16 protein-coding genes and 1 tRNA gene are annotated in these 20,026 nt (G+C 66.7%); 5 read left to right on the plus strand and 12 right to left on the minus strand.

From position 1 onward, the window contains the following. Positions 1 to 8: 8 nt before the first annotated feature. From QZ546_RS03150 to hspQ, 11 genes are all read right to left on the minus strand, one after another. A complete protein-coding gene (locus QZ546_RS03150; RefSeq protein WP_294234548.1) occupies positions 9 to 1,271 on the minus strand; it encodes an aminotransferase class I/II-fold pyridoxal phosphate-dependent enzyme in 1,263 nt (420 codons plus the stop codon). Positions 1,272 to 1,300: 29 nt separating this feature from the next. Then, positions 1,301 to 1,546 (minus strand): acyl carrier protein, encoded by a 246-nt coding sequence (locus tag QZ546_RS03155; RefSeq protein ID WP_058718202.1) that lies wholly within the window; start codon positions 1,544 to 1,546, stop codon positions 1,301 to 1,303. A 67-nt stretch (positions 1,547 to 1,613) separates the two neighbouring features. Then, positions 1,614 to 2,510 carry an SDR family oxidoreductase gene (locus QZ546_RS03160; protein WP_294234551.1) on the minus strand — a complete coding sequence of 299 codons (897 nt, stop codon included), beginning with the start codon at positions 2,508 to 2,510 and terminating at the stop codon, positions 1,614 to 1,616. Then, the gene (gene proB / locus QZ546_RS03165) at positions 2,507 to 3,607 is read right to left on the minus strand and encodes a glutamate 5-kinase (RefSeq protein ID WP_294234554.1); all 1,101 of its coding nucleotides are present in this window, start codon (positions 3,605 to 3,607) and stop codon (positions 2,507 to 2,509) included. The genes QZ546_RS03160 and proB overlap by 4 nt, the downstream gene beginning before the upstream one ends. Before the next feature lie 178 nt (positions 3,608 to 3,785). After that, positions 3,786 to 4,835 carry a GTPase ObgE gene (gene obgE, locus QZ546_RS03170; RefSeq protein ID WP_294234558.1) on the minus strand — a complete coding sequence of 350 codons (1,050 nt, stop codon included), beginning with the start codon at positions 4,833 to 4,835 and terminating at the stop codon, positions 3,786 to 3,788. Positions 4,836 to 4,875: 40 nt separating this feature from the next. Then, on the minus strand, positions 4,876 to 6,495 hold the full coding sequence (locus QZ546_RS03175) for a TadG family pilus assembly protein (RefSeq protein WP_294234563.1): 1,620 nt from the start codon (positions 6,493 to 6,495) through the stop codon (positions 4,876 to 4,878). After that, on the minus strand, positions 6,492 to 6,962 hold the full coding sequence (locus QZ546_RS03180; RefSeq protein ID WP_294234566.1) for a TadE/TadG family type IV pilus assembly protein: 471 nt from the start codon (positions 6,960 to 6,962) through the stop codon (positions 6,492 to 6,494). Before QZ546_RS03180 ends, QZ546_RS03175 begins: the two co-directional genes overlap by 4 nt. Before the next feature lie 303 nt (positions 6,963 to 7,265). Next, on the minus strand, positions 7,266 to 7,814 hold the full coding sequence (locus QZ546_RS03185) for a GNAT family N-acetyltransferase (protein ID WP_294234569.1): 549 nt from the start codon (positions 7,812 to 7,814) through the stop codon (positions 7,266 to 7,268). A gap of 186 nt (positions 7,815 to 8,000) precedes the next feature. After that, positions 8,001 to 8,267, minus strand: a complete 267-nt coding sequence (gene rpmA, locus QZ546_RS03190; RefSeq protein WP_230482215.1) for a 50S ribosomal protein L27 — start codon at positions 8,265 to 8,267, stop codon at positions 8,001 to 8,003. 42 nt (positions 8,268 to 8,309) lie between these two features. After that, on the minus strand, positions 8,310 to 8,609 hold the full coding sequence (gene rplU, locus QZ546_RS03195; protein ID WP_007405484.1) for a 50S ribosomal protein L21: 300 nt from the start codon (positions 8,607 to 8,609) through the stop codon (positions 8,310 to 8,312). A gap of 125 nt (positions 8,610 to 8,734) precedes the next feature. Next, on the minus strand, positions 8,735 to 9,115 hold the full coding sequence (gene hspQ / locus QZ546_RS03200; RefSeq protein WP_294234583.1) for a heat shock protein HspQ: 381 nt from the start codon (positions 9,113 to 9,115) through the stop codon (positions 8,735 to 8,737). 129 nt (positions 9,116 to 9,244) lie between these two features. Between hspQ and QZ546_RS03205 the strand changes: the two genes are divergently transcribed. Next, positions 9,245 to 9,334 (plus strand) — tRNA-Ser (locus QZ546_RS03205). A gap of 54 nt (positions 9,335 to 9,388) precedes the next feature. On the opposite strand, the gene QZ546_RS03210 is transcribed toward QZ546_RS03205, so the two are convergent. Further along, positions 9,389 to 10,963 carry an alkaline phosphatase D family protein gene (locus QZ546_RS03210; protein ID WP_294234586.1) on the minus strand — a complete coding sequence of 525 codons (1,575 nt, stop codon included), beginning with the start codon at positions 10,961 to 10,963 and terminating at the stop codon, positions 9,389 to 9,391. 216 nt (positions 10,964 to 11,179) lie between these two features. Between QZ546_RS03210 and QZ546_RS03215 the strand changes: the two genes are divergently transcribed. From QZ546_RS03215 to QZ546_RS03230, 4 genes are all read left to right on the plus strand, one after another. After that, positions 11,180 to 13,633 (plus strand): TonB-dependent receptor, encoded by a 2,454-nt coding sequence (locus QZ546_RS03215; RefSeq protein WP_294234589.1) that lies wholly within the window; start codon positions 11,180 to 11,182, stop codon positions 13,631 to 13,633. A gap of 108 nt (positions 13,634 to 13,741) precedes the next feature. Beyond that, positions 13,742 to 14,614: a DMT family transporter gene (locus QZ546_RS03220; RefSeq protein ID WP_294234592.1), complete on the plus strand. Its 873-nt coding sequence runs from the start codon at positions 13,742 to 13,744 to the stop codon at positions 14,612 to 14,614. A 578-nt stretch (positions 14,615 to 15,192) separates the two neighbouring features. Next, positions 15,193 to 16,824, plus strand: a complete 1,632-nt coding sequence (locus QZ546_RS03225; RefSeq protein WP_294234595.1) for a hypothetical protein — start codon at positions 15,193 to 15,195, stop codon at positions 16,822 to 16,824. 112 nt (positions 16,825 to 16,936) lie between these two features. Beyond that, positions 16,937 to 19,765 (plus strand): TonB-dependent receptor, encoded by a 2,829-nt coding sequence (locus QZ546_RS03230; RefSeq protein ID WP_294234670.1) that lies wholly within the window; start codon positions 16,937 to 16,939, stop codon positions 19,763 to 19,765. Positions 19,766 to 20,026: the final 261 nt, after the last annotated feature.

The raw sequence follows: 20,026 nt of genomic DNA on the forward strand, positions 1-20,026 counted from the left end.
GGGGTGGATCAGCCGATGATGCCCACCGCCTGGCCTGCCGCGCGGAACATACCCAGGACCGTCTCGATCTGCTGCGGCGTATGCTCGGCGCAGATCGAGCAGCGCAGCAGGAAGGTGCCCGCCGGGGTCGCGGGCGGCCGCGCCATGTTCACATAGAGCCCGCCGTCGAGCAGCGCCTGCCACATGATGACCGCCTGTTCCTGGTCGTCCAGGATCACGGCGACGATCGCGCTGTCGCAATTCTCGGTGCCCAGGCGGAAACCCATCGCCTTCAGCCCGCCATGCAGCGCGCGGGCGTTCGACCACAGCCGCTCGCGCTTCTCATGCGCGGTCATCAGCTTGCGGATCGAGGTCGTCGCGGTCGCCACTACCGAGGGGGGCAGCGAGGCGGTGAAGATGTACGGGCGGCAGGCCAAGCGCACCGCCTCGAACTTCGGATGGTTGGATACGACGAAGCCGCCGACCGTGCCGACCGACTTGGAGAAGGTACCGACGACGAAATCGACCTGGCCTTCCAGCCCCTGCGCTTCGTACACGCCGCGCCCGTTGGGGCCGAAAAAACCCATCGAATGCGCTTCGTCGACCAGCACCATCGCGCCATGCTTCTTGGCGACCGCGACCATCTCCTTCAGCGGGGCGATGTCGCCCAGCATCGAATAGACGCCCTCGAGGACGACCAGCTTGGCGGGTTCCTTGGGCAGGCGGCCGAGCCGCTTGTCGAGATCCTCGACCGAATTGTGGCGGAAGCGGACGATCTCGGCATTGCCCTGCTGGCAGCCGTCATAGATCGACGCATGGCTGTCGGCGTCGAGGATGACATATTCCCCCTTGCCCGCCAGCGTCGAGATGATGCCGAGATTCGCCATATAGCCGGTCGAAAAGACGATCGCGCCGGTCGTGCCGTAGAAATCGCGCAGCGCCTGTTCGACTTCCATATGGTCGTGGAAGGTGCCGTTGAGCATCCGGCTGCCGTTCGTGCCCGATCCGAACTGTTCGAGCGCCGTCTTGCCCGCCGCGATCACGTCCGCGTCGAAGGTCATGCCCATATAATTATAGGTGCCGAGCAGGATCGTGTCCTTGCCGCGGATCACCGCTTCCGTGGGCGACTTCACCTGTTCCATCACGATCGCGAAGGGATCGGTGACGCCGGAGTCGAGCAGCTTCTGCCGCTCGGCGATCAGGCCGTCGAACTTGGAGAGCAGATCGCGTTCGGGCGCGATGTCCTGAACATCGGCGGGCAGGGCGTGGGGCTGGGCGGCGGCTTCGGTCATGGGAGTGTCCGTCTCGGGCGCTAGGAAGGTCAGGCTTGCTTCAGCTTTTCGACCGCGTCGACCAGCTGGCCGACATTCTCGATCTCGGCCTGCATGTTCATCGTGATGATGATGTCGAATTCGTCCTCGATCGCGGCGACGAAATCCATCACGGTCAGGCTGTCCCACTCCAGGTCGCCCTGGAAGGTCGTCGCCTCGGTCAGTGCCACACCCTTTTTGTTGAAGGGCGCGATCTGGGCCGCGACGGTGTCGAAAATGGCTTGGCGGTCGCTCATGATGATCCTTTCGAGGGGGCCAGTGGCACCCAAATGCGGCGGCTTTTCGACCGCGTGATGGCGTTCGCTATAGCAAGCCGTTGGCGCGATACCACCGTGCCGTATCCGCCAGCCCCTTGGAAAGCACGATGGCCGGTTCCCAAAGCGCGGGGTCGGGGCGGCGCGCGGGGTCGGCGGTCCAGTCGGGATGGCAGAGATAGCCGACCCGGTCGGGGGTCAGCTTGGCACCATTGCCGCGGAAGCTGCGGTCGATCTTCGCGCCCAGGCTCAGCAGCGCCTTGGGCAGGTGGAGCGTCATCACGCGCTGCCCCACCGCCGCTCCGATCGCGGCGGCCAGATCGGCATGGGTCAGGACCTGTCCGTCATCCACCTCCAGCACGGCGCGCGGGCCGTCGGTGGCGACCAGCGTGGTCAACAGCCGCGCGAAATCCTCGACCGCGATCAGCGACAGCTTGCCCGGCGGCGGCATGAAGGCAAGGCCGAGCCTGGCGGTGCGAAACATGTCCAGCCATTCGGTGTCGTGCGGGCCGTAAATGCCGCTCGGCCGGACGATGGTCCAGTCGAGACCACTATTCTGCACGACGATCTCGGCCTGACGCTTGGACCAGCCATAGACCGACAGCTCCGGCTCGCGCGCCGACAGCGAGGAGACATGGACGAAGCGTTTGATGCCCGCCGCCTTCGCCGCCTCGACCATGGCGCGGGTGCCGTCGATATTGCCCGCGACAAAGCCCTCGCGGTCGGGCGCGCTCACCACGCCCGCGATATGCAGCACCGCGTCGGCGCCCTCGACCAGCGTGGCGAGGCTCTCCGGCTTGTCGAGCGCACCCGCGATCCAGGTCAGCCCGGCTCGCGAAGGCTGGGCCCGGCGGGTCAGCGCGCGCAGCGAGAGCCCCGACCCGGCGGCACGGTCCACCACCGCGCGACCGACGAATCCGGTCGCTCCCGTGACGGCGACGATCATAGCAGCGCGAGATGGTTGCGGTGGATCAGCGCGGCGCGGGGTGCGTGGCCCAATATCCCGGCCTGCTGGTCCGATCGCGTGCCGATCAGCGCGCGCGCCTCGGTCGAGTCATATTCGCTGAGGCCACGGGCGATGGTGCCGTTCGGCCCCTCGACCGTGACGAGGTCGCCCCGCGCGAAATGGCCCTGCACGGCGGTCGCCCCGGCGGCGAGCAGGCTGTTGCCCTCGGCCAGCGCCTTGGCCGCGCCCGCATCCACGGTGATCGCCCCGCGTGCGGTCAGTCCGCCAGCCAGCCAGGCCTTACGCGCGGGCGCGCTTTTTTCGGCGACGAAGATCGTGTGGCGCGCCGGGGTCGACAGCGGATGGTCGATCCGGCCAGACGCGATGGTGAGATGCGCGCCCGCACTCACCGCAATGCGCGCGGCGGCAATTTTCGACACCATGCCGCCCGATCCCATGCCCGAGGCGGAGCCGCCATCGGCCATGCCGGACACAGCGTCGATCCGCTCGACCCGTTCGATATGACGCGCTGTCGGGTTGGTATGCGGGTTGCTGTCGTACAGCCCATCCACGTCGGACAGCAGCAGCACGCCGTTCGCGCCTGCCGCCTGACCCACCCGCGCGGCCAGCCGGTCATTGTCGCCGAAACGGATTTCCTCGGTCGCGACGCTGTCATTCTCGTTGATGACCGGCACCACGCCCAGCCCCAGCAGCCGCCCCAGCGTCGCCGCGGCGTTCAGATAGCGTCGGCGATCCTCCAGATCGTCGAGCGTCACCAGCATCTGTGCGGCGGTCAGGCCTTGCGCGTGCAGCAGCTCCGCCCAGGCCTGGCTCAGCGCGATCTGGCCGGTTGCGGCGGCGGCCTGTGCGTCCTCGAGGCTTGCGCGGCCGCCCTTAGGCAGGCCCAGGCGGCGCGCGCCGAGCGCGATCGCGCCCGAGGATACGATGGCGATCTGCTGGCCTTCGCGGACGCGCGTGGCGATGTCGGCGACCAGGCCGGTCAGCCAGTCGCGACGGACCTCGCCCTCGGGCGTGACCAGGAGGGCGGAGCCTACCTTTACGATCAGGCGATGGCAGGTGGTGGGGGGGAAGATCATTGTCAGGTGGAGCGCCACGATTGTCGGTCTCTGTGAGACGTCTTTCCCTCCCCCGGCCCCTCCCGCTTGCGGGAGGGGAGAAGAAGGCGCGGAAGGTTTGCCAAGAATCGCTCCCCTCCCGCAAGCGGGAGGGGATGGGGGAGGGCAGGGTGTCTCACCGAGCCCGCCGCCAGACGCATCAACCCAAAGGCGACCACGTAATCTCGTCCTCGCCCTCGTCATTCTCCGGCACCGAATCCGGCCCCGGCCCGATCGCCTCGAGCAGCTTGTCGAGCACCCAGTCGACGCCGATCCCGGCCGCACCCGACAGCGGGATGACGTCCGCGCCGCTCGCCTCGGCCAGTTCGGCGGACAGCGCCTCGATCAGTTCGTCGTCCAGCGTGTCGATCTTGTTGAGCGCGATGATGTGCGGCTTGTCGATCAGCCCGGCGCCATAGGCCTCCAGCTCGTCACGGACGATGCGGTAGCTTTCGGCGACATCCGCGTCATTGGCGTCGACCAGATGCAGCAGCACGCGGCACCGCTCGATATGGCCCAGGAAGCGGTCGCCGATCCCGGCCCCGTCCGCCGCGCCTTCGATCAGGCCGGGGATGTCGGCCACGACGAACTCGCGCTGGTGATGCCGCACCACGCCCAGCTGCGGCCGGGTGGTGGTGAAGGCATAGGCGCCGACCTTGGCCTGCGCATTGGTGACGGCGTTGATGAAGGTCGACTTGCCCGCATTGGGCAGGCCCACCAGCCCCGCATCGGCGAGCAGCTTCAGGCGCAGCCAGACCCAGGCCTCTTCATGCGGCCAGCCGGTGCCATGCTGGCGCGGCGTGCGGTTGGTCGAGGTCTTGTAGCTGGCATTGCCGCGCCCGCCATCGCCGCCGCGCAGGAACACCTCGCGCTGGCCGACCTTGGTGAAGTCGAGCAGCACCTCTTCCTTGTCCTCGGACAGCACCTGTGTGCCGACCGGCACCTTGATGACCAGATCGTCGCCGCCGCCGCCGGTGCGGTTCGACCCCGACCCGCCATGCCCGCGCGGCGCCCGGAAATGCTGGGTATAGCGGAAGTCGATCAGGGTGTTCAGCCCCGCCACCGCCTCGAAGATGATGTCGCCGCCCTTGCCGCCATTGCCGCCGTCGGGACCGCCATATTCAATATATTTTTCACGCCGGAAGGACACGGCGCCGGGGCCGCCCGCGCCGGAGCGGACGAAGATCTTGGCCTGATCGAGAAAATGCATGACGCCGCCTTTACCGCTGACCGCGCTGGCTGACCAGCCTTCAGGCGACGAGCATGGCGTTGCCGCAGCGCACGCCGTTGACCGTCACGTCCGCCTGGCCGACATGCAGGCCCAGCAGATCGGTCAGATTGCCGATCAGCAGGTCGAGCGCGGGCGCGACCGGGGTCAGCGCCGCGCCCACCGTCCCGGTCAGCCCCGACAGCCCGAGACCCAGGCCGAGCACCTCCAGCCGCAGATTGACCTGGCCGATCAGCGAGCTGGCGATGCCCCGTACCGCCGAATTGGCGGTGACGGTCCGGGAGGTCAGATTGGCGATGTCGCTCTGGCTGAAGCTCACCCGCTGCCACGCGCTGTCGCTGGCCAGCTCGACCTTGGCATAACCTTGTACGCGGGCGAGCGGGACCTGGAGCAATGGCACTTCGCCGGCGATGGGTGACTGGCTCATGTCGTTGAAGCGGCTCCGGTCCACCTGGGCGATGGCGATCGTCCCCGGCGAGGGCAGGACGTTCAGCGTCACCGACTGCGCCCCGGCGGTGCAGCCGATCCCGCTTAACTGCGCTTGCGCCGCCGCCGTCTCGACGAAGATCGGCAGCTGGATATTGGCGAGCAGCGGCACCCCGATCTGGGTATCGACCAACAGCCTTTGCTGCGCGGTGCGCACGATCGTCGATCCGTCCTGCGCCACCGACAGCCAGGGGGCCGTCACCGGCCGCTGGCCGATCGTCAGCAGGACCTTGGTCGAAAGCAGGCCCGGCACCGAGGCGCCGAGATCGAGCGCGACCTGGCGCTGGCCATTGGCGGCGGTCAACGACTCGCGGAGCATCGAATAGGCGTCCATTGCGATCACGTTGCGCGAGGTCGCCTTGGTCATGGTGCCCAGCGGCCCCAGGTCGATCAGCCGGCTGAGCGGCACCTTCGATCCCGGCACGCGCAGCGACAGGTTGCGGAGCAGTGTGGCGGTCCCCGGATTGCCGGTGGCATCCGCCATCGCATTGAGCAGGGTCGGCAACGCGACGTCGGTTGCCAGGATAGTGTCGAAACTGGCCCCCGTCAGGCCGATCCGCGTGCCCAGCGCCTGCGACATGCGCAACAGGTCGATCTGGCTGCTCACCAGCGCCTGGTAATCGACCAGCGACAGCGACAGGTCGCTGCCCGCCAGTCCGTTGAGCAGCGCGCCGGGCAGGCCGCCCGATATGTTGACCAGCCGCGTGCCCATCGAAAAGGCCGCCATGTCGATCCGCCGCGCGGTCGCGCTGGCGGCGACCGGCGACGTGTTCCGGCCAGTCAGCACGCGTCCGAAGAATAGCGGCACCGGACGGCGCAGCGTCACCCGCAGGGCGCCGGCGTCCGTGCCGGGGGTGAAGCGATTCGCCGGAGGAATGGCGGGATCGGCCTGATACCGACCCGGCGTGATGGTGGTGCTCACATCGCCCAGGCCGTTGGCGGTCAGCAACCGTCCGATCGCCTCGGCCCGCCGATCGGGGGTGGAGGCGGCGGCGGCGAGCGCCGCTTCGTCGGCAATGCCCTGCAGGCGGCGCTGCGACAGGGTGAGTATACCGATATCGATGCCCATCGCGGCGGACCCGACGATCACCAGCGCCGTGATCCCGGTCAGGACGCTGACACCGCCGCGCCGGTCTCGCCACAGCGTTCGCATCATAACCCCCCGATCATCGCGACGCCCTTGGCGGTCAGCGTCCGGCCGGGGGAGGGTACGAAGGGCAAGTTGAGCAGTGGGTCGGCCGATGCGTCGTAGCGGACCGAGACGGTGATCATGTTGTCGACCTCCACCGCATCGACCTGCGCCCGGTCGCGCCGCAGCACGCCGGACGCATCGAGCATCCGTCTGGCGCTATCGGCGGCGATGCTCTTGCGCTCGTTCGCGTCGATCCCTCCCAGCGATGCACGGGCGGCGTCGTTGGCGGCCTGCTGCACCAGATGCGCGGTCAGGAAGTAATCGCCATAGCTGACGATCCCCATCAGCAGCGCGAGCAGGAAGGGCAGAAGCAGTGCGAATTCGACCGCGGCGACACCGCGTCGATCGCGGAGTACGCGTCCAAGACATGGGGCGCCGCCGCCATGGCGAAAGGCGCGTGCGATACTGGTTTCCGTAGCGAAATGGGTCACCGGAAAACCCTCTGCGGCGTGTTGTCGTGGGACTAAAAAGCGCCGCAGAGTCTTATCAACTGCCTAACGTTCCGTTCGCGGAGATGTTTTTACGGCAGGGCCATAAAAGAGTGGCCAAAATGAACTTGTGCCATGAGAAATGGCACCTGGGTACTGTCCAAAGTGGCGAATATCCCAAGCGTCGACTGATGATGCTAGTCCAGAGCCGGTGCAATTTTCATGGCGCATGCGGCCGAATCGCTCCGATCCCTATCGAGTCGACATGGTGCGACCCGCGCCCGGAGCGTTACTCCGGGCGCAAGGTCAGGCGGCCAGCGGCATCATCTTGTTTCGCTCGTCATCCAGGTCGAGCGCATAATGGATGCTGGGCGACGGGCCCGCGCGCCCGGCCGAGGCGCGCGCCATGCGCTGCCCCGTCGTACGAAAGCCGAGCTTGGTCAGGACATGGCCCGATGCGGGGTTGTCGGCAAAGTGCCAGGCGCCCAGCCGCGCGATGGGCAGGGCGTGGCGCGCCATGGCGATGACCGCGCGACCCGCCTCGGTCGCATAGCCGCGCCCCCAGGTCGATGGGGTCAGCCAATAGCCGAGTTCATGCCCCGTATCGCCATGGATGATCGCGATGCCGCCGATCAACTCGGGCGCACCGCCGCGATCGAGCGCGGTGATCAGGAAGCGGGGCTCGGTCGGGCCGCAGGGCTGGGCCAGCCACTGCTCGGCATCGGCCAGGGCATAGGGGTGGGGAACGCGGGCGACCATGCGGGCGATCGCTTCGTGCCCGATGGCCCGGGTCAGGGGAACGGCATCTTCCGGCCAGGCTGGCCGCAACAATAATCTTGGGGTCCGCGCGAACATCACTCGACAACTCCTCGTCGCGTCGACCGCGACCGTGACACATCCGCATGACGGGATGGAGACAGGCCGACCGAAGCGGTGGAGGGAGCATGAAAAAAGGGAGCCGGGGCGACCCGTCTCCCTTTTTTGCTGGTTCCTGCGCGGAACCCGGGTCACCCTGGTGGGCAACCCGGCGCGGTTGCCCGATTATTCGGCCGCTGCGGCCAGTTCGACCGAGCAGAATTTACGGCCGAGCTTGCCTTCGTGGAACGCGACGCGGCCATCGACGAGCGCGAACAGGGTATGGTCCTTGCCCATGCCCACGTTGCGACCCGGATAGAACTTGGTCCCGCGCTGACGCACGAGGATGTTGCCGGCGACGGCTTCCTGGCCGCCGAACTTCTTCACGCCAAGGCGACGGCCGGCCGAATCACGACCGTTGCGCGACGAACCGCCTGCTTTCTTATGTGCCATTGCGAACTACTCCTGATTTCGTTGGGGTGGCGCGGCTGAAATTCAGGCGCCGACCGACACGATCTTCAGGATCGTGTGCTGCTGACGATGACCGTTGCGACGACGATAGTTGTGGCGACGGCGCTTCTTGAAGACGATGACCTTGTCGGCCTTCGCCTGAGCAATGATCTCGGCGGCGACCGTGATGCCGTCGACCGCCTTCAGCTCCGAGCCTTCGCCCGCCAGCAGAACGTCACCCAGCGTCACCGACGCGCCGGCTTCGCCCTCGATCTTCTCGACGACGATCTTATCTCCGGCGGCGACGCGATACTGCTTGCCGCCCGTGCGCACGACTGCGAACATGGCTGTTATCACTTCCCAAATGCATGGCTCCCGCGCGGGAATGCCCGTCGGGAAAGAAAGGTCAGCTAGGCAAAGGGACGGCGATTGTCAACCGAGAATCCGGTTTTGGGGTCTTCCGTCGGCTATCAATGCCGGTGTTCGCGCCGCAACAGGTAGCGTCCGTCGGCAAAGCCGGTGAACAGGCCGGGAATCGCCGGATGCTCGATCGGCTCGTCGCTGTCGTCATGCAGCAGATTCTGCTGGCTGACATAGGCGACATAGCTCGATTCGGCGTTTTCGGCGAGCAGATGGTAGAAGGGCTGGTCCTTGGCGGGCCGAATGTCCTCGGGAATCGCGTCATACCATTCGTCGCTATTGGCGAAGACGGGGTCGACGTCGAAGATGACGCCGCGAATATCCAGCATCCGGTGGCGCACGACGTCCCCGATCGCGAACCGCGCGGTCGCGACGATGGGCGCCTGTACGTCCAGGCGCGAGGTGAGGGGGAGGGTGCCGGTACGATCCATGGTGCTGATTTAATATCTTTGTCGCGTCGCACAAGTTTAGGCGCTTGCAATGCCGAAAAAGCTGATCTAGGAGCGCGCCTCCAATTGACCAGCCCCTAGCGGACCAGCGCCGCTACGGATCGTCCTCGCGGAGAGGTGGCAGAGTGGTCGAATGCACCGCACTCGAAATGCGGCGTACCGGCAACGGTACCGAGGGTTCGAATCCCTCCCTCTCCGCCACTTACCTGACAAGCTGCTGATAAGCCTCGGGCGCGCCCCTTCGGCCATGCCGCCCTATGCCATGGTCAGGCCCGGATGGCCCGCCTCGATGGTGAAGCGTGCCAGGTCGCGGGCTGCGGACCTTGCGTCGCGCGCGTCGGCCAGGCCTCTGAAGGTCACATCGCATTGCGCCGGGGTCAGGTCGACCCGGCCGTAACCGCGCACGAAATTCTCTGCGAAGTGAAAGCCTGTCGTCTGCGCGGCGGTGGATTTGAACAGCGGATCCTCGTTCAGCGAGGTGATCGAGCCGCCGACGAACTCCGATGCGATCGGCGGCCCGTCCGGCCGGTCGGGATCGCGCAGATCGGTGGCGGCGAAGGCGTGGATGTCGCCGCTCAGCACGATCGGATTCGGCGTGCCTGCCTGGACCCAGCGATGGAAGATGCGATCGCGCGCCGCCGGGAATCCTTCCCAGCGGTCGACCGAATGGAACACCGCGCCCTTGTCGGGCTGTTTGGGGTCGATCGTCGGAAAGGGCGTCATCAGCGTCTGTTGCGCCAGCAGGTTCCAGCGCGCGTGCCGTCCCGCCAGTTCGCCGTCCAGCCAATGTTCCTGCCGCGTGCCCAACATGCTGAGCCTGGGATCATGGCGGGCGGCACAGTCGGCGACCAGATAATCATAGGCCCGCTTGCCGTTCGCGTCCGGCGCGGGCTGGCAAGGGCGGTCGTCGCGATATTGCCGGTCGTCCAGAAAGGCGATCCGCGCCAGCCGCCCCCAGTCGAGGCGACGATAGAGCCGTGCCCAGGGGCCCCGCGGGTGGGAGGCGCGGCGCAGCGGCATATTCTCCCAATAGGCCTGATAGGCCGCCGCCCGGCGGGCGAGGAAGCGGGTCGGATCGCCATAATGCTCGTCCCAGCGCCCGGCATAGTCGTTGGAGACCTCGTGATCGTCCCAGATCGTCATCCAGGGCGCGGCGGCATGCGCGGCCTGGAGCATCGGGTCCATCTTGTAGCTGGCATAGCGCACCCGGTAGCCGGGCAGGTCGAACGGCTCGGGGTTGAGGTGCGGGCGCAACGCCTTGGGGTTGGGCGCGCCCTCATAGATATAGTCGCCCAGGAACAGGATCAGGTCGGGATCGTCCGCCACCGCATGGGTCCAGGCGGCATAATGGCCGACCTCATATTTCTGGCACGAGCCGAAGCAGATTCGCATCCGCTCGACGGCGGCGTCGGGCGCGGGGGCGGTGCGGGTGCGGCCGACTGCGCTGACCTGGCCCAGCGCCTGGAAGCGATAATGATAGTCGCGGCCGGGGCGCAGGCCGCCGACCTCGACATGGAGGCTGTGGCCATCCTCTGGCCCGCTGCGGACCTCGCCCGCACGCACGATGCGGTGGAACCTGTCATCCTCGGCGACTTCCCAGCGCACCGGCACCCGCGCGCGGCCCATGCCGCCCAGCGGATCGAGCGGTTCCGGCGCGAGGCGCGTCCACAGCACGATGCCGTCGGGCAGCGGCTCGCCCGAGGCGACGCCCAGCGAGAAGATCGCCTCAGCGGGCCCGCGCATCAGGGCCATGCTGCCCGAGGCGATGACGAACGGCGCGGCGAGAAGGGGCGCACCGACAATCTGTCGACGCGTGAAGCGAGAGGCCATCGATCCGCAACTCCCGAACAGAGAATTACGGCCGCATAAGCCCGATTTCTCCACGCCGCCAGAGCTTCGCGGCGAACGGCACATCCTGCGATGGAAAATCGCCAGCCTCTGACGCGCCTGTCATGGATTTGACGGTAAAACTGTCACGAAAGTGACTTCGCGCCTGCTTATCCGCCCCGGAAACACAGGCGGATCATCTGCTGGGGGGCATAGAATATGGTATCGAACACTTCGCGCGGCCGCCGCCGCACGGGCCGGACGGTTGCGTCCATGCTGCTGGCCGGCGGAGCACTGTGGGCCGTGCCGCTTCATGCCCAGGTCGCGGCCTCCACCGATACCGCGGCGCCTGCCGCCGCTCAGGCGGATGCCCAGTCGAGCGACGGCGACCAGGGCGATCTCGTCGTCGTCGCGCGTCGCCGCGACGAGCATGTCCAGTCGGTGCCGATTCCCGTGACCATCATCACGCCGCAGGAGCTGGCGCGGCAGAATCTGGTCAACTTCACCAATTTCCAGACCAAATTCCCGTCCTTCTCGGTCTATCTGACCAACCCGAAGCAGCTGAACCTGGGCATTCGCGGCATCGGCAATAACGGCTTCAATACCGACGGCATCGATGCCTCGGTCGGCGTGTTCGTCGACGGCGTCTACAATGCCCGGCTTGGCATGGTGTCCAACGACTTCAACGACATCGCCGATGTCGAGCTGCTGCGCGGGCCGCAGGGCACCCTGTTCGGCAAGAACACCACGGCGGGTGCGGTCCTGATCAACACGCTCAAGCCCAGCTATCAGTTCGGCGCCGCGACCGAGTTCACCATCGGCAACCAGGGTTTCCGCCAGGTCAAGGGCACCGTGACCGGCCCCCTGATCGACGGGAAGCTGGCGCTGCGCCTCTCGGCCTTTTCCAGCGAGACCGACGGCTATTACCGCAACATCTATAATGGCCGCTGGCAGAATGCCCGGCAGGGTGAGGGCGTGCGTGCGCAGCTGCTCGCCAACCCGACCGAGGACTGGACGATCCGCCTGATCGGCACCCACGCGACGCAGGATTTCGCCTCGATGGGGCCGATCACGCTCGGCATCTTCAACCCCGCCGCCTTGCAGGCACGAATGGCGGCGGCGGGCTATACCCTGCTCGTCAGCTCCAAGGAAAAGCGGGAGATGAATATCGACTCGCCGCTCAACGCCCGGACCAAGACCGACGCGCTTAGCCTGCAACAGGATCTGGACCTGCACGCGCTGGGCACGATCACCGCGATCGGCGCGTGGAGCCGCTGGTCCTGCTTCACCAACAACGACAACGACTTCACCCAGCTGGACGCGATTCGGGATTACGGCTCGTGCAACCGGGTGCAGCAATGGTCGCAGGAGGTCCGCTGGGCCTCGACCACCGGCCATCCGCTGGAAGGGCTGGTCGGCGCCTTCTTCTCGCGCCAGCAACTGGATGTGGATTCGCGCATCCGCTACGGCTCGCAATATCATATCTGGGCGGCGAACCCCTCGACGACCCTGTTCGGCACCAACCCCGCCAACGGCCTGGCCTGGGGCAAGGGCGGCTGGGCCACGGCGCTGACCGGCGCGGGGTTCGACAGCCATGCGGTCTTCAATACCAAGACGAGCGCGGTGTTCGGCCATGCGACCTGGCACCCGGACGAGGCGCGGCGCCTGGCCTTCGACCTGGGTCTGCGCCAGACCTGGGAAGAAAAGCGGATGCGCTATGACGGCGTCATCGCCAATCGCGGCGGCCTGAGCACCGCGCAGCTTCTCGCTTTGTCGCCCAGCGGCGCGAACGCGCAGCTCGGCTCGGCGGCGGATGCCGTGACCGACAATTCGCTGTCGGGCGAGGTCGGCGTCAATTTCAAGCCGGTGCCGAGCGTCATGCTCTATGTCACCGGCGCGCGCGGTTACAAGTCCAAGGGGTTCAATCTGCTCCCCTATAACGCCACCAATCCGGACAAGGGCATCGCCACCGCGATCGCGCTGGGCGCGGCGCAGCATATCAATGGCGAACAGGCCGACAATATCGAGGCGGGCATCAAGACCGAGTGGTTCGACCGCCGGCTGATCTTCAACCTGACCGCCTTCCACACCTATGTGAAGAATTACCAGGCGAACCAGTCGATCGGCGTCGGCAACACCGCGACCAAGTTCCTGGCCAATGTCGGCGCGCTGGTATCCGAGGGCGTCGAGAGCGAGGGCGAGGCGTTTCTCGGCCCGCTGCACCTGAAGGGGTTCCTGGCCTATAACCGCGCGGTCTATGCCTCCTTCGCCAATTCGGTCTGCCCGGCGCAGTCGAGCGCGACGACCTGCGACCTGACCGGGCGTCAGGTGGCCTGGGCACCCAAATGGACCGCCGACCTGACCGCCGACTATACCCATGCGGTATCGGACCGCACCGCCGTCTATGGCCTGGTCGACGTCAACTGGCGGACGCGGCAGAACACGACGATCACGCTGGACCCGGCGGCGGAGATTCCGGCCTATGCGCTGACCTCCGCCCGGATCGGCCTGTTGCTGGACGACAAGCGGCTGGACCTTCAGCTCTGGGTCGAGAATCTGCTCGACAAGGCCTATTATGTGAACCTGCTGGGCGTGACCAAGTCGACCGGCATTTCGCAGGGCTATCCGGGCGCGCCGCGGACCTTCGGCGTGACGATCCGCGGCCGGCTCTGATCGCTTGTCGCGCCGGCGGCGGTCGGGCGGGCGTTCGGATCGACGGTCCGCCCCGGCTTGATCGCCGACCTCGCTTCGCGGTAGCGGGCCTTCGCGAAATGGGGGTTCATGGCGTTTTCGTCGCTGATGCTGATCGTCTGCGCGTCGCTGATCCATGCGACGTGGAATCTGCTTGCCAAGCGTGCGGCGGCGGTCGGGCCGGTCTTCGTCTTCGCCTATAATCTGGTCGCGGTTGTCGGCTACGCACCCTGGGTGCTGTATCTGCTGTCGAAGGGCGCGATCGGCTGGACCGCGTCCGGTGTCGGCTTCGTGCTGCTGAGCGGGCTGATCCATCTCTGCTACAGCCTGTGCCTCCAGCGTGGCTATCAGGTCGCCGACATGTCGATCGTCTATCCGGTGGCGCGCGGCACCGGGCCGATGCTGTCGACGATCGGCGCGCTGGTGATCCTGGGCGAGGTGCCGAGCGTCCGGGGGCTGATCGGCCTGGTGCTGGTCGTGGTCGGGATCGCCCTGATCGCGACGCGGGGCGACCTGACCGCCTTTCGCAGGCCCGGCGGCTGGGCGGGTGTGCGCTGGGGCACGACGACGGGCGGGCTGATCGCCTGCTATACCGTGGCCGATGCCTATACGGTGAAGACGCTGGGGATCACCCCGGTCGTGCTCGACTGGTTCGCCAACATCCTTCGCTTTGTCCTGCTCGCGCCCGTCGTCGCGGTGAACCCGAAGCGCGCCCGGGACGCGATGCGGGGGCATTGGGGGCTGGCGATCGGCGTCGGGCTGTTGTCGCCGCTCTCCTATATCCTGGTGCTGGCGGCGTTGCGGAGCGGCGCACCGCTGAGCCTGGTCGCGCCGATGCGGGAGATGTCGATGATGGTCGGCGCGCTGCTGGCCATGCTGGTCCTGCGCGAGGCGGTCGGCGGCTGGCGGCTCGTCGGCTGCGTCGTCCTGATCGCAGGGGTTGTCGCCCTGGCAGGCGCGTGAGCGATCCTGACCGGGAACGCGCCCGTCCCTTATCCTGTTCTTTCAGTGGCATAGCCCAAGGAGAGCGATCATGGACGATCCCGCCAAGCCGACCATCGAAACCCGCGAAGCCAATCTGTCGACGGAGCATCAGCGTGAGGGAGACGCCCGCCGCCCCAGCGACACGCTCGACAAGGGACAGAAGAGCACGATGCGCCGAAGCGAAAGTCCTCGCTCACCTGACCATGCGCCGGGGGTTCAGGGACGCCCCGCCCAATCCGTAGTGACACAAGCCTTGAGCGGGGCGTCGAGGACGTGCGGAAGCTCGACCTCGTGGGCTCCGTAACGTGCTTTGCGGCAAAAGGCTTCGTTTATCTGATGCGCTGCACAAGATTCGGCTCGAATCGCGACGAACGGATAGATGTCTGTCACAAAAGTGACTCGCAAATGTCACTGAAGTTTCTTTCAAAATGCATCTTGGCGTCATGAGACGCGCCTAACGCCCGGTCCGGGATCGACAGGGGGACCCTTAGGGTCGGTCGATCATCGGGTGGCTCTTCACCCGATATGGCAACGACAAGATCGGGAGTTTTTCGGCGATGGCGAGCATCAAGCGCTTCGGCCTCATTCTGATGACCAGCTCGGCCTGTGCGGCCCTCAGCGCTTGCGGGGGCGCCGACAGCGTCGCCTCGCCGGGTGCGGGCAGCGTCGTGATCGTTCAGCCGCAGCCGTCGCCCAGCCCGACGGCGACCTCGGCCCCGGTCACCAACATCACCGCCGCGCAGTTCGCCGCCGTCACCACCGTCAACGGCGTGTCGATCACCGCCGACGAGCAGCTGGCGATCGTCAACGCCGGCACGAACAACAACGTCAACGGCACCGGCGCCGCGCTGAACGGCGTCTATCCGACCAGCAGCACCTCGCTGACCACGGCGTCGGACCCGTCGACGCTGAACAGCTTCTTCACCTCGACCAACTATGTCGGCGCGCTGAACGGTTCGACGGACACCGCCTTCCAGGGCTGGACCTGCAGCTCGACCTCGGCGGAATTCGGTGGATCGGGCGCGCGCTGCACCGCGGTGCCTTCGATCGGCACCTATGCCGCCGCCACCTCGGTCTGCCCGACCGGCACCACCGATGACGGCACCAACAGCTCCTCCTCGCCGACGCTTCGCTTCTGCCGCCTGCCGCAGAACATCACCGCCGACCTGACGCTGCCGAAGATCGCCGGCGTCGTGTACCGCCTGCGCGGCCAGACCGAAGTCGGCACCGACCAGGGCTCGACCGGCGGCACCGGCCCGACCCTGACCATCGCGGCGGGCGTGGTGATCGCGGCCGACTCGACCGAGGCGACCAACGACCTGCTGCTCGTAAACCGTGGGTCGAAGATCTCGGCCATCGGCACGCGCGACGCGCCGATCGTCTTCACCTCGCAGCAGAATCTGGCGAATAACGGCGTGTCCGACGCGACCCAGGGCCAGTGGGGCGGCATCATCCTGCTCGGCCGCGCGCCGACCGCCGTCTGCGCGACCGGCACCGGCCCGAATAACGCCGCCGGTTCGTCGACCACCTGCCAGCAGGCGATCGAGGGCGTGACCGGCCGCTTCTATGGCGGCGCGAACCAGTCGGACTCGTCCGGCCAGATGTCGTACGTTCAGATCCGCTATTCGGGCATCGCCATCTCGGACGGTAACGAGCTGCAGGGCCTGACCCTGGGCGGCACCGGTTCGGGCACGGTTCTGGATCATATCCAGAGCCACAATTCGGCCGATGACGGCATCGAGATCTTCGGCGGCACGTCGAACCTGAAGTACATCGCGATCACCGGCGCCGACGATGACGGCTTCGACATCGACAATGGCTATCGCGGCTTCATGCAGTTCATGATCGCGGCGCAGCGCACGCTGGGCGCGACGGCGGACAGCTTCTCGACCGAGATCGACTCGAACAATGCCGAGGATCTGCTGCCCCGCACCTTCGGCCGCTATGCCAACTTCACCTTCATCCAGACCGCGAACGCGCCCGCCGCGATCCGTCTGCGTGGCGGTGCGGACATGACCTTCATCAACGGCATCGTGAAGTCGACGCAGAGCGGCGTGGCCTGCATCAACCTGATCGCGGGCGAAGGCTCGGGCTCGGGTCGCACCACGATCCGCGCCGCCGACAGCACGCTGCAGGATCAGGGGCCGCCGGTCTTCACCTCGGTCTATTTCAGCTGCAACGGCCGCTAAGGCCCCGCTGACCATGCGCCCCGGACAGGACCAGGGCGCGCTCGGCAAGCCGGGGTGGCGGATCATCGCCGCCCCGGCTTTCCTCCATAATCTGATACGGGAAGACCCGGCCATGCAGCGACGCCTCGCTTATGCCTCCCTCCTTCTGCTGACCTCGCAGCTCGTCGCGCCCGCTTTGCTCGCGCAGACGGCGGGCGCGCCCGCGCCGACCAGCACCACCGCGACCAGCCCCGACGGGCAGGCCACGCCGCAGAGCCAGACCCCGACCGGGCAGGACGGCCAGGCGGCGGAAGAGCCGGTCGAAATCTCGGCCCCCGGTGTCGACAGCTCGGCCAGCAGCGAGATCGTCGTCGTCGGCCGCAACATCCCTAACACGATCCGCGCCACGCCGCAGATCGTCTCGGTCCTGTCCGCCGCCGATATCGCGCGCACGGGCGAGGGCGACATCGCGGGCGCGCTCACCCGCGTCACCGGCCTGTCGGTGGTGGGCGGCGGCTTCGTCTATGTCCGGGGTCTGGGCGACCGTTATTCCTCGTCGCTGCTCAACGGCTCGCCGCTGCCCAGCCCCGAGCCGCTGCGCCGCTCGGTCCCGCTCGACATCTTTCCGACCACCATCGTCGGCTCGGCGCTGGTCCAGAAGACCTATTCGGTCAATTATCCGGGCGAGTTCGGCGGTGGCGTCATCAACCTGACGACCAAGGCGATCCCGAACAAGAGCTTCATCTCGGGCGGCGCGACCATCTCGGCCGACGACGCGACGACCAGCGAGCTGGGCTATACCTATGCGGGCGGCGATGCCGACTGGATCGGCTTCGACGACGGCACGCGCGGTGTACCGCAGTTCGTGCGCGACGTGCAGGCGGGCAAGGGTTCGGGCATCGTTCCCGCCGCGCAGGTGGCGCAGCTGTCCAATGCCTCGACCACCTTGCTCCAGCGCAACAACCAGCTTCCCGCGAACTGGTCGGGCGAGTTGTCGGGCGGTTCGGTGTTCGACATCGGCAGCGACCGTCTGGGCGTGATCTCGTCGCTCAGCCTGTCCAACACCTTCCGCACCCGCTCGGCGATCCAGCAGGATTCGGTCTCGGCGGACGGCACGCTGCGCAACGATTACCGCACGCTGCTGACCGACAATCGCGTCGTCGCCAATGCGCTGGTCGGCCTGGGTTACGAGTTCGGCGACAATACGGTGCGCTGGACCAACGTCTATATCCACGACACGTTGAAGCAGGGCCGCGGGTCGGCGGCGGAAGTCTATAACAACGCCAGCGGCCTGCGCTTCCAGCAGAACACCAACTGGTTCGAGCGCCAGCTGATCGAAAGCCAGCTGGTCGGCGAGTTCAAGCTGACCGACGCATTGAAGTTCGACGCGCGCGGCGCCTTCGCCAACTCCAAGCGCAATGCGCCCTATGAGCGCCAGTTCGACTATCTCTGCTCGGCGCGGACCACCAACGGCCTGCCCGTCAGCTATGACGGCGGCAACGGCGCGGGCGGGTTCCAGTGCAACGGCGCCTATCAGGTGACGCAGCGCTTCACCCCCTTCGCCTCGATCATCTTCTCGGAACTCAACGAGAATCTGTGGACCGGGCAGGCCGATCTTTCCTACAAGATCGACAGCGATCGTCCGATCACGCTGAGCACCGGTTATTTCTATCAGGGCACGGACCGCTATTCGAGCCGTATCCAGTTCAACTACCAGACCAGCGACGGTGCGGGCACCGCGCCGGGCTTCCCCTATAATCTCTATCGCCCCGATTATCTGCTGAGCCCGGACGTCATCAACAATGCCTGTCCGTTGCGCGGGCAGGGGGCGTGTACGCTCCAGCTGCAATTCTCGACCCAGGCGGGTGCCTATGCATACGACGCCAAGCTGAACGTCCATGCCGGGTACGTCCAGGCGGAGTCCGAGGTCATGGACGGCCTGCGCGCCGTGGCGGGTGTGCGTTATGAGACGGCGGTCGAGACGGTGACGCCGGTGCAGAGCGCCACCACGCGGCTGAAGAATAATTACTTCCTGCCCGCCGGGACCCTGACCTGGAACTTCGCCGCCGACATGCAGCTGCGCGCGAGCGGCGCGAAGACCATCTCGCGCCCGCAGTTCCGCGAATTGGCGCCGCAGCAGTTCCGCGACCCGGACTCGGACCGCCTGTTCTTCGGCAACCCGAACCTGCGCGACAGCGAGCTGTGGAACCTGGAGGCGCGCTACGAATGGTTCTACGCGCGCGACCAGCGCTTCACGCTGGCGGGCTTCTACAAGCGGATCAAGAACCCGATCGAGCAGGTCGGCTTCTATACCGGCGCGGACGACCGGTTGCAGACGGGCTTCACCTATCTGCCCTCCGCCAAGCTCTATGGCGCGGAAGTCGAGTTGCAGAAATATGTGCCGCTGGCGGGCCTGGGCGGGGATTTCTTCGCCACCCGCCGCCTCGTCGCGATTGCGAACTACACCTACACCAAGTCGCAGATCACAGCCGATGCGTCCTGCGTGCCCAACCCGGCGGCGGCGCAAGGCTCGCCGGGGCTGGCGGGCTGTGCCTCGGGCTTCGGCCCGGCGCGGCTGCTGTTCCGCGACGGCGCGTCGCTGACCGGCCAGTCGGACCATCTGGTCAACCTGCAAATGGGTGTCGAGGATACCGCCGCGCTGTCGCAGGTGACGGTGCTGTTCAACTATGCCAGCAACCGCGTGACCAATCGCGGTCCGTCCAACCTGTCGGGCAACGGGTTCCAGCCCGACATCGTCGAAGTGCCGGGCATCCGCCTGGACGTCGTCGCGCGCCAGGGCTTCGAGCTGGCGGGCGGCAAGTTCGAGCTGAAGGCCGAGGCCCGCAACCTGACCCGCACGCGCTACAACGAACGGCAGGACTTTGGGAATGGGCGGTTCGTGTATCTGAACCGGTATAATCTGGGTCGGGTCTTCTCGCTGGGGCTCAGCACGACCTTCTGATCCATGCGGGGGCCGCCGTCCCGGAAAGTCCGGGCGGCGGCCTTTGCGTGCGTGGTGAGGGCAGGGCGTGGGCTTCGACCTTGGCGCAAAGCGCCAAGGTTTATCCAGAGCGGCTGGCTTGCCAGCCAGTCGAAGGGCTCAGCCTGAACGGGGGACGGGAAATGCCGCTACCTCCGTTCAGCCTGAGCGTAGTCGAAGGCCAAGGGACTCGCATTGTCGCGCTACCCCCGCACCACCCCGGTGAAATGCATATGACACGCA

The sequence above is a fragment of the uncultured Sphingomonas sp. genome (assembly GCF_913062585.1).
GTDB lineage: Bacteria > Pseudomonadota > Alphaproteobacteria > Sphingomonadales > Sphingomonadaceae > Sphingomonas.

Excerpts from the sequence above, each read along its gene's own strand:
- QZ546_RS03150 (WP_294234548.1), bottom strand. The coding sequence starts at position 1,271 with ATGACCGAAGCCGCCGCCCAGCCCCACGCCCTGCCCGCCGATGTTCAG.
- QZ546_RS03155 (WP_058718202.1), bottom strand. The coding sequence starts at position 1,546 with ATGAGCGACCGCCAAGCCATTTTCGACACCGTCGCGGCCCAGATCGCG.
- QZ546_RS03160 (WP_294234551.1), bottom strand. The coding sequence starts at position 2,510 with ATGATCGTCGCCGTCACGGGAGCGACCGGATTCGTCGGTCGCGCGGTG.
- proB (WP_294234554.1), bottom strand. The coding sequence starts at position 3,607 with ATGATCTTCCCCCCCACCACCTGCCATCGCCTGATCGTAAAGGTAGGC.
- obgE (WP_294234558.1), bottom strand. The coding sequence starts at position 4,835 with ATGCATTTTCTCGATCAGGCCAAGATCTTCGTCCGCTCCGGCGCGGGC.
- QZ546_RS03175 (WP_294234563.1), bottom strand. The coding sequence starts at position 6,495 with ATGATGCGAACGCTGTGGCGAGACCGGCGCGGCGGTGTCAGCGTCCTG.
- QZ546_RS03185 (WP_294234569.1), bottom strand. The coding sequence starts at position 7,814 with ATGTTCGCGCGGACCCCAAGATTATTGTTGCGGCCAGCCTGGCCGGAA.
- rpmA (WP_230482215.1), bottom strand. The coding sequence starts at position 8,267 with ATGGCACATAAGAAAGCAGGCGGTTCGTCGCGCAACGGTCGTGATTCG.
- rplU (WP_007405484.1), bottom strand. The coding sequence starts at position 8,609 with ATGTTCGCAGTCGTGCGCACGGGCGGCAAGCAGTATCGCGTCGCCGCC.
- hspQ (WP_294234583.1), bottom strand. The coding sequence starts at position 9,115 with ATGGATCGTACCGGCACCCTCCCCCTCACCTCGCGCCTGGACGTACAG.
- QZ546_RS03210 (WP_294234586.1), bottom strand. The coding sequence starts at position 10,963 with ATGGCCTCTCGCTTCACGCGTCGACAGATTGTCGGTGCGCCCCTTCTC.
- QZ546_RS03215 (WP_294234589.1), top strand. The coding sequence starts at position 11,180 with ATGGTATCGAACACTTCGCGCGGCCGCCGCCGCACGGGCCGGACGGTT.
- QZ546_RS03220 (WP_294234592.1), top strand. The coding sequence starts at position 13,742 with ATGGCGTTTTCGTCGCTGATGCTGATCGTCTGCGCGTCGCTGATCCAT.
- QZ546_RS03225 (WP_294234595.1), top strand. The coding sequence starts at position 15,193 with ATGGCGAGCATCAAGCGCTTCGGCCTCATTCTGATGACCAGCTCGGCC.
- QZ546_RS03230 (WP_294234670.1), top strand. The coding sequence starts at position 16,937 with ATGCAGCGACGCCTCGCTTATGCCTCCCTCCTTCTGCTGACCTCGCAG.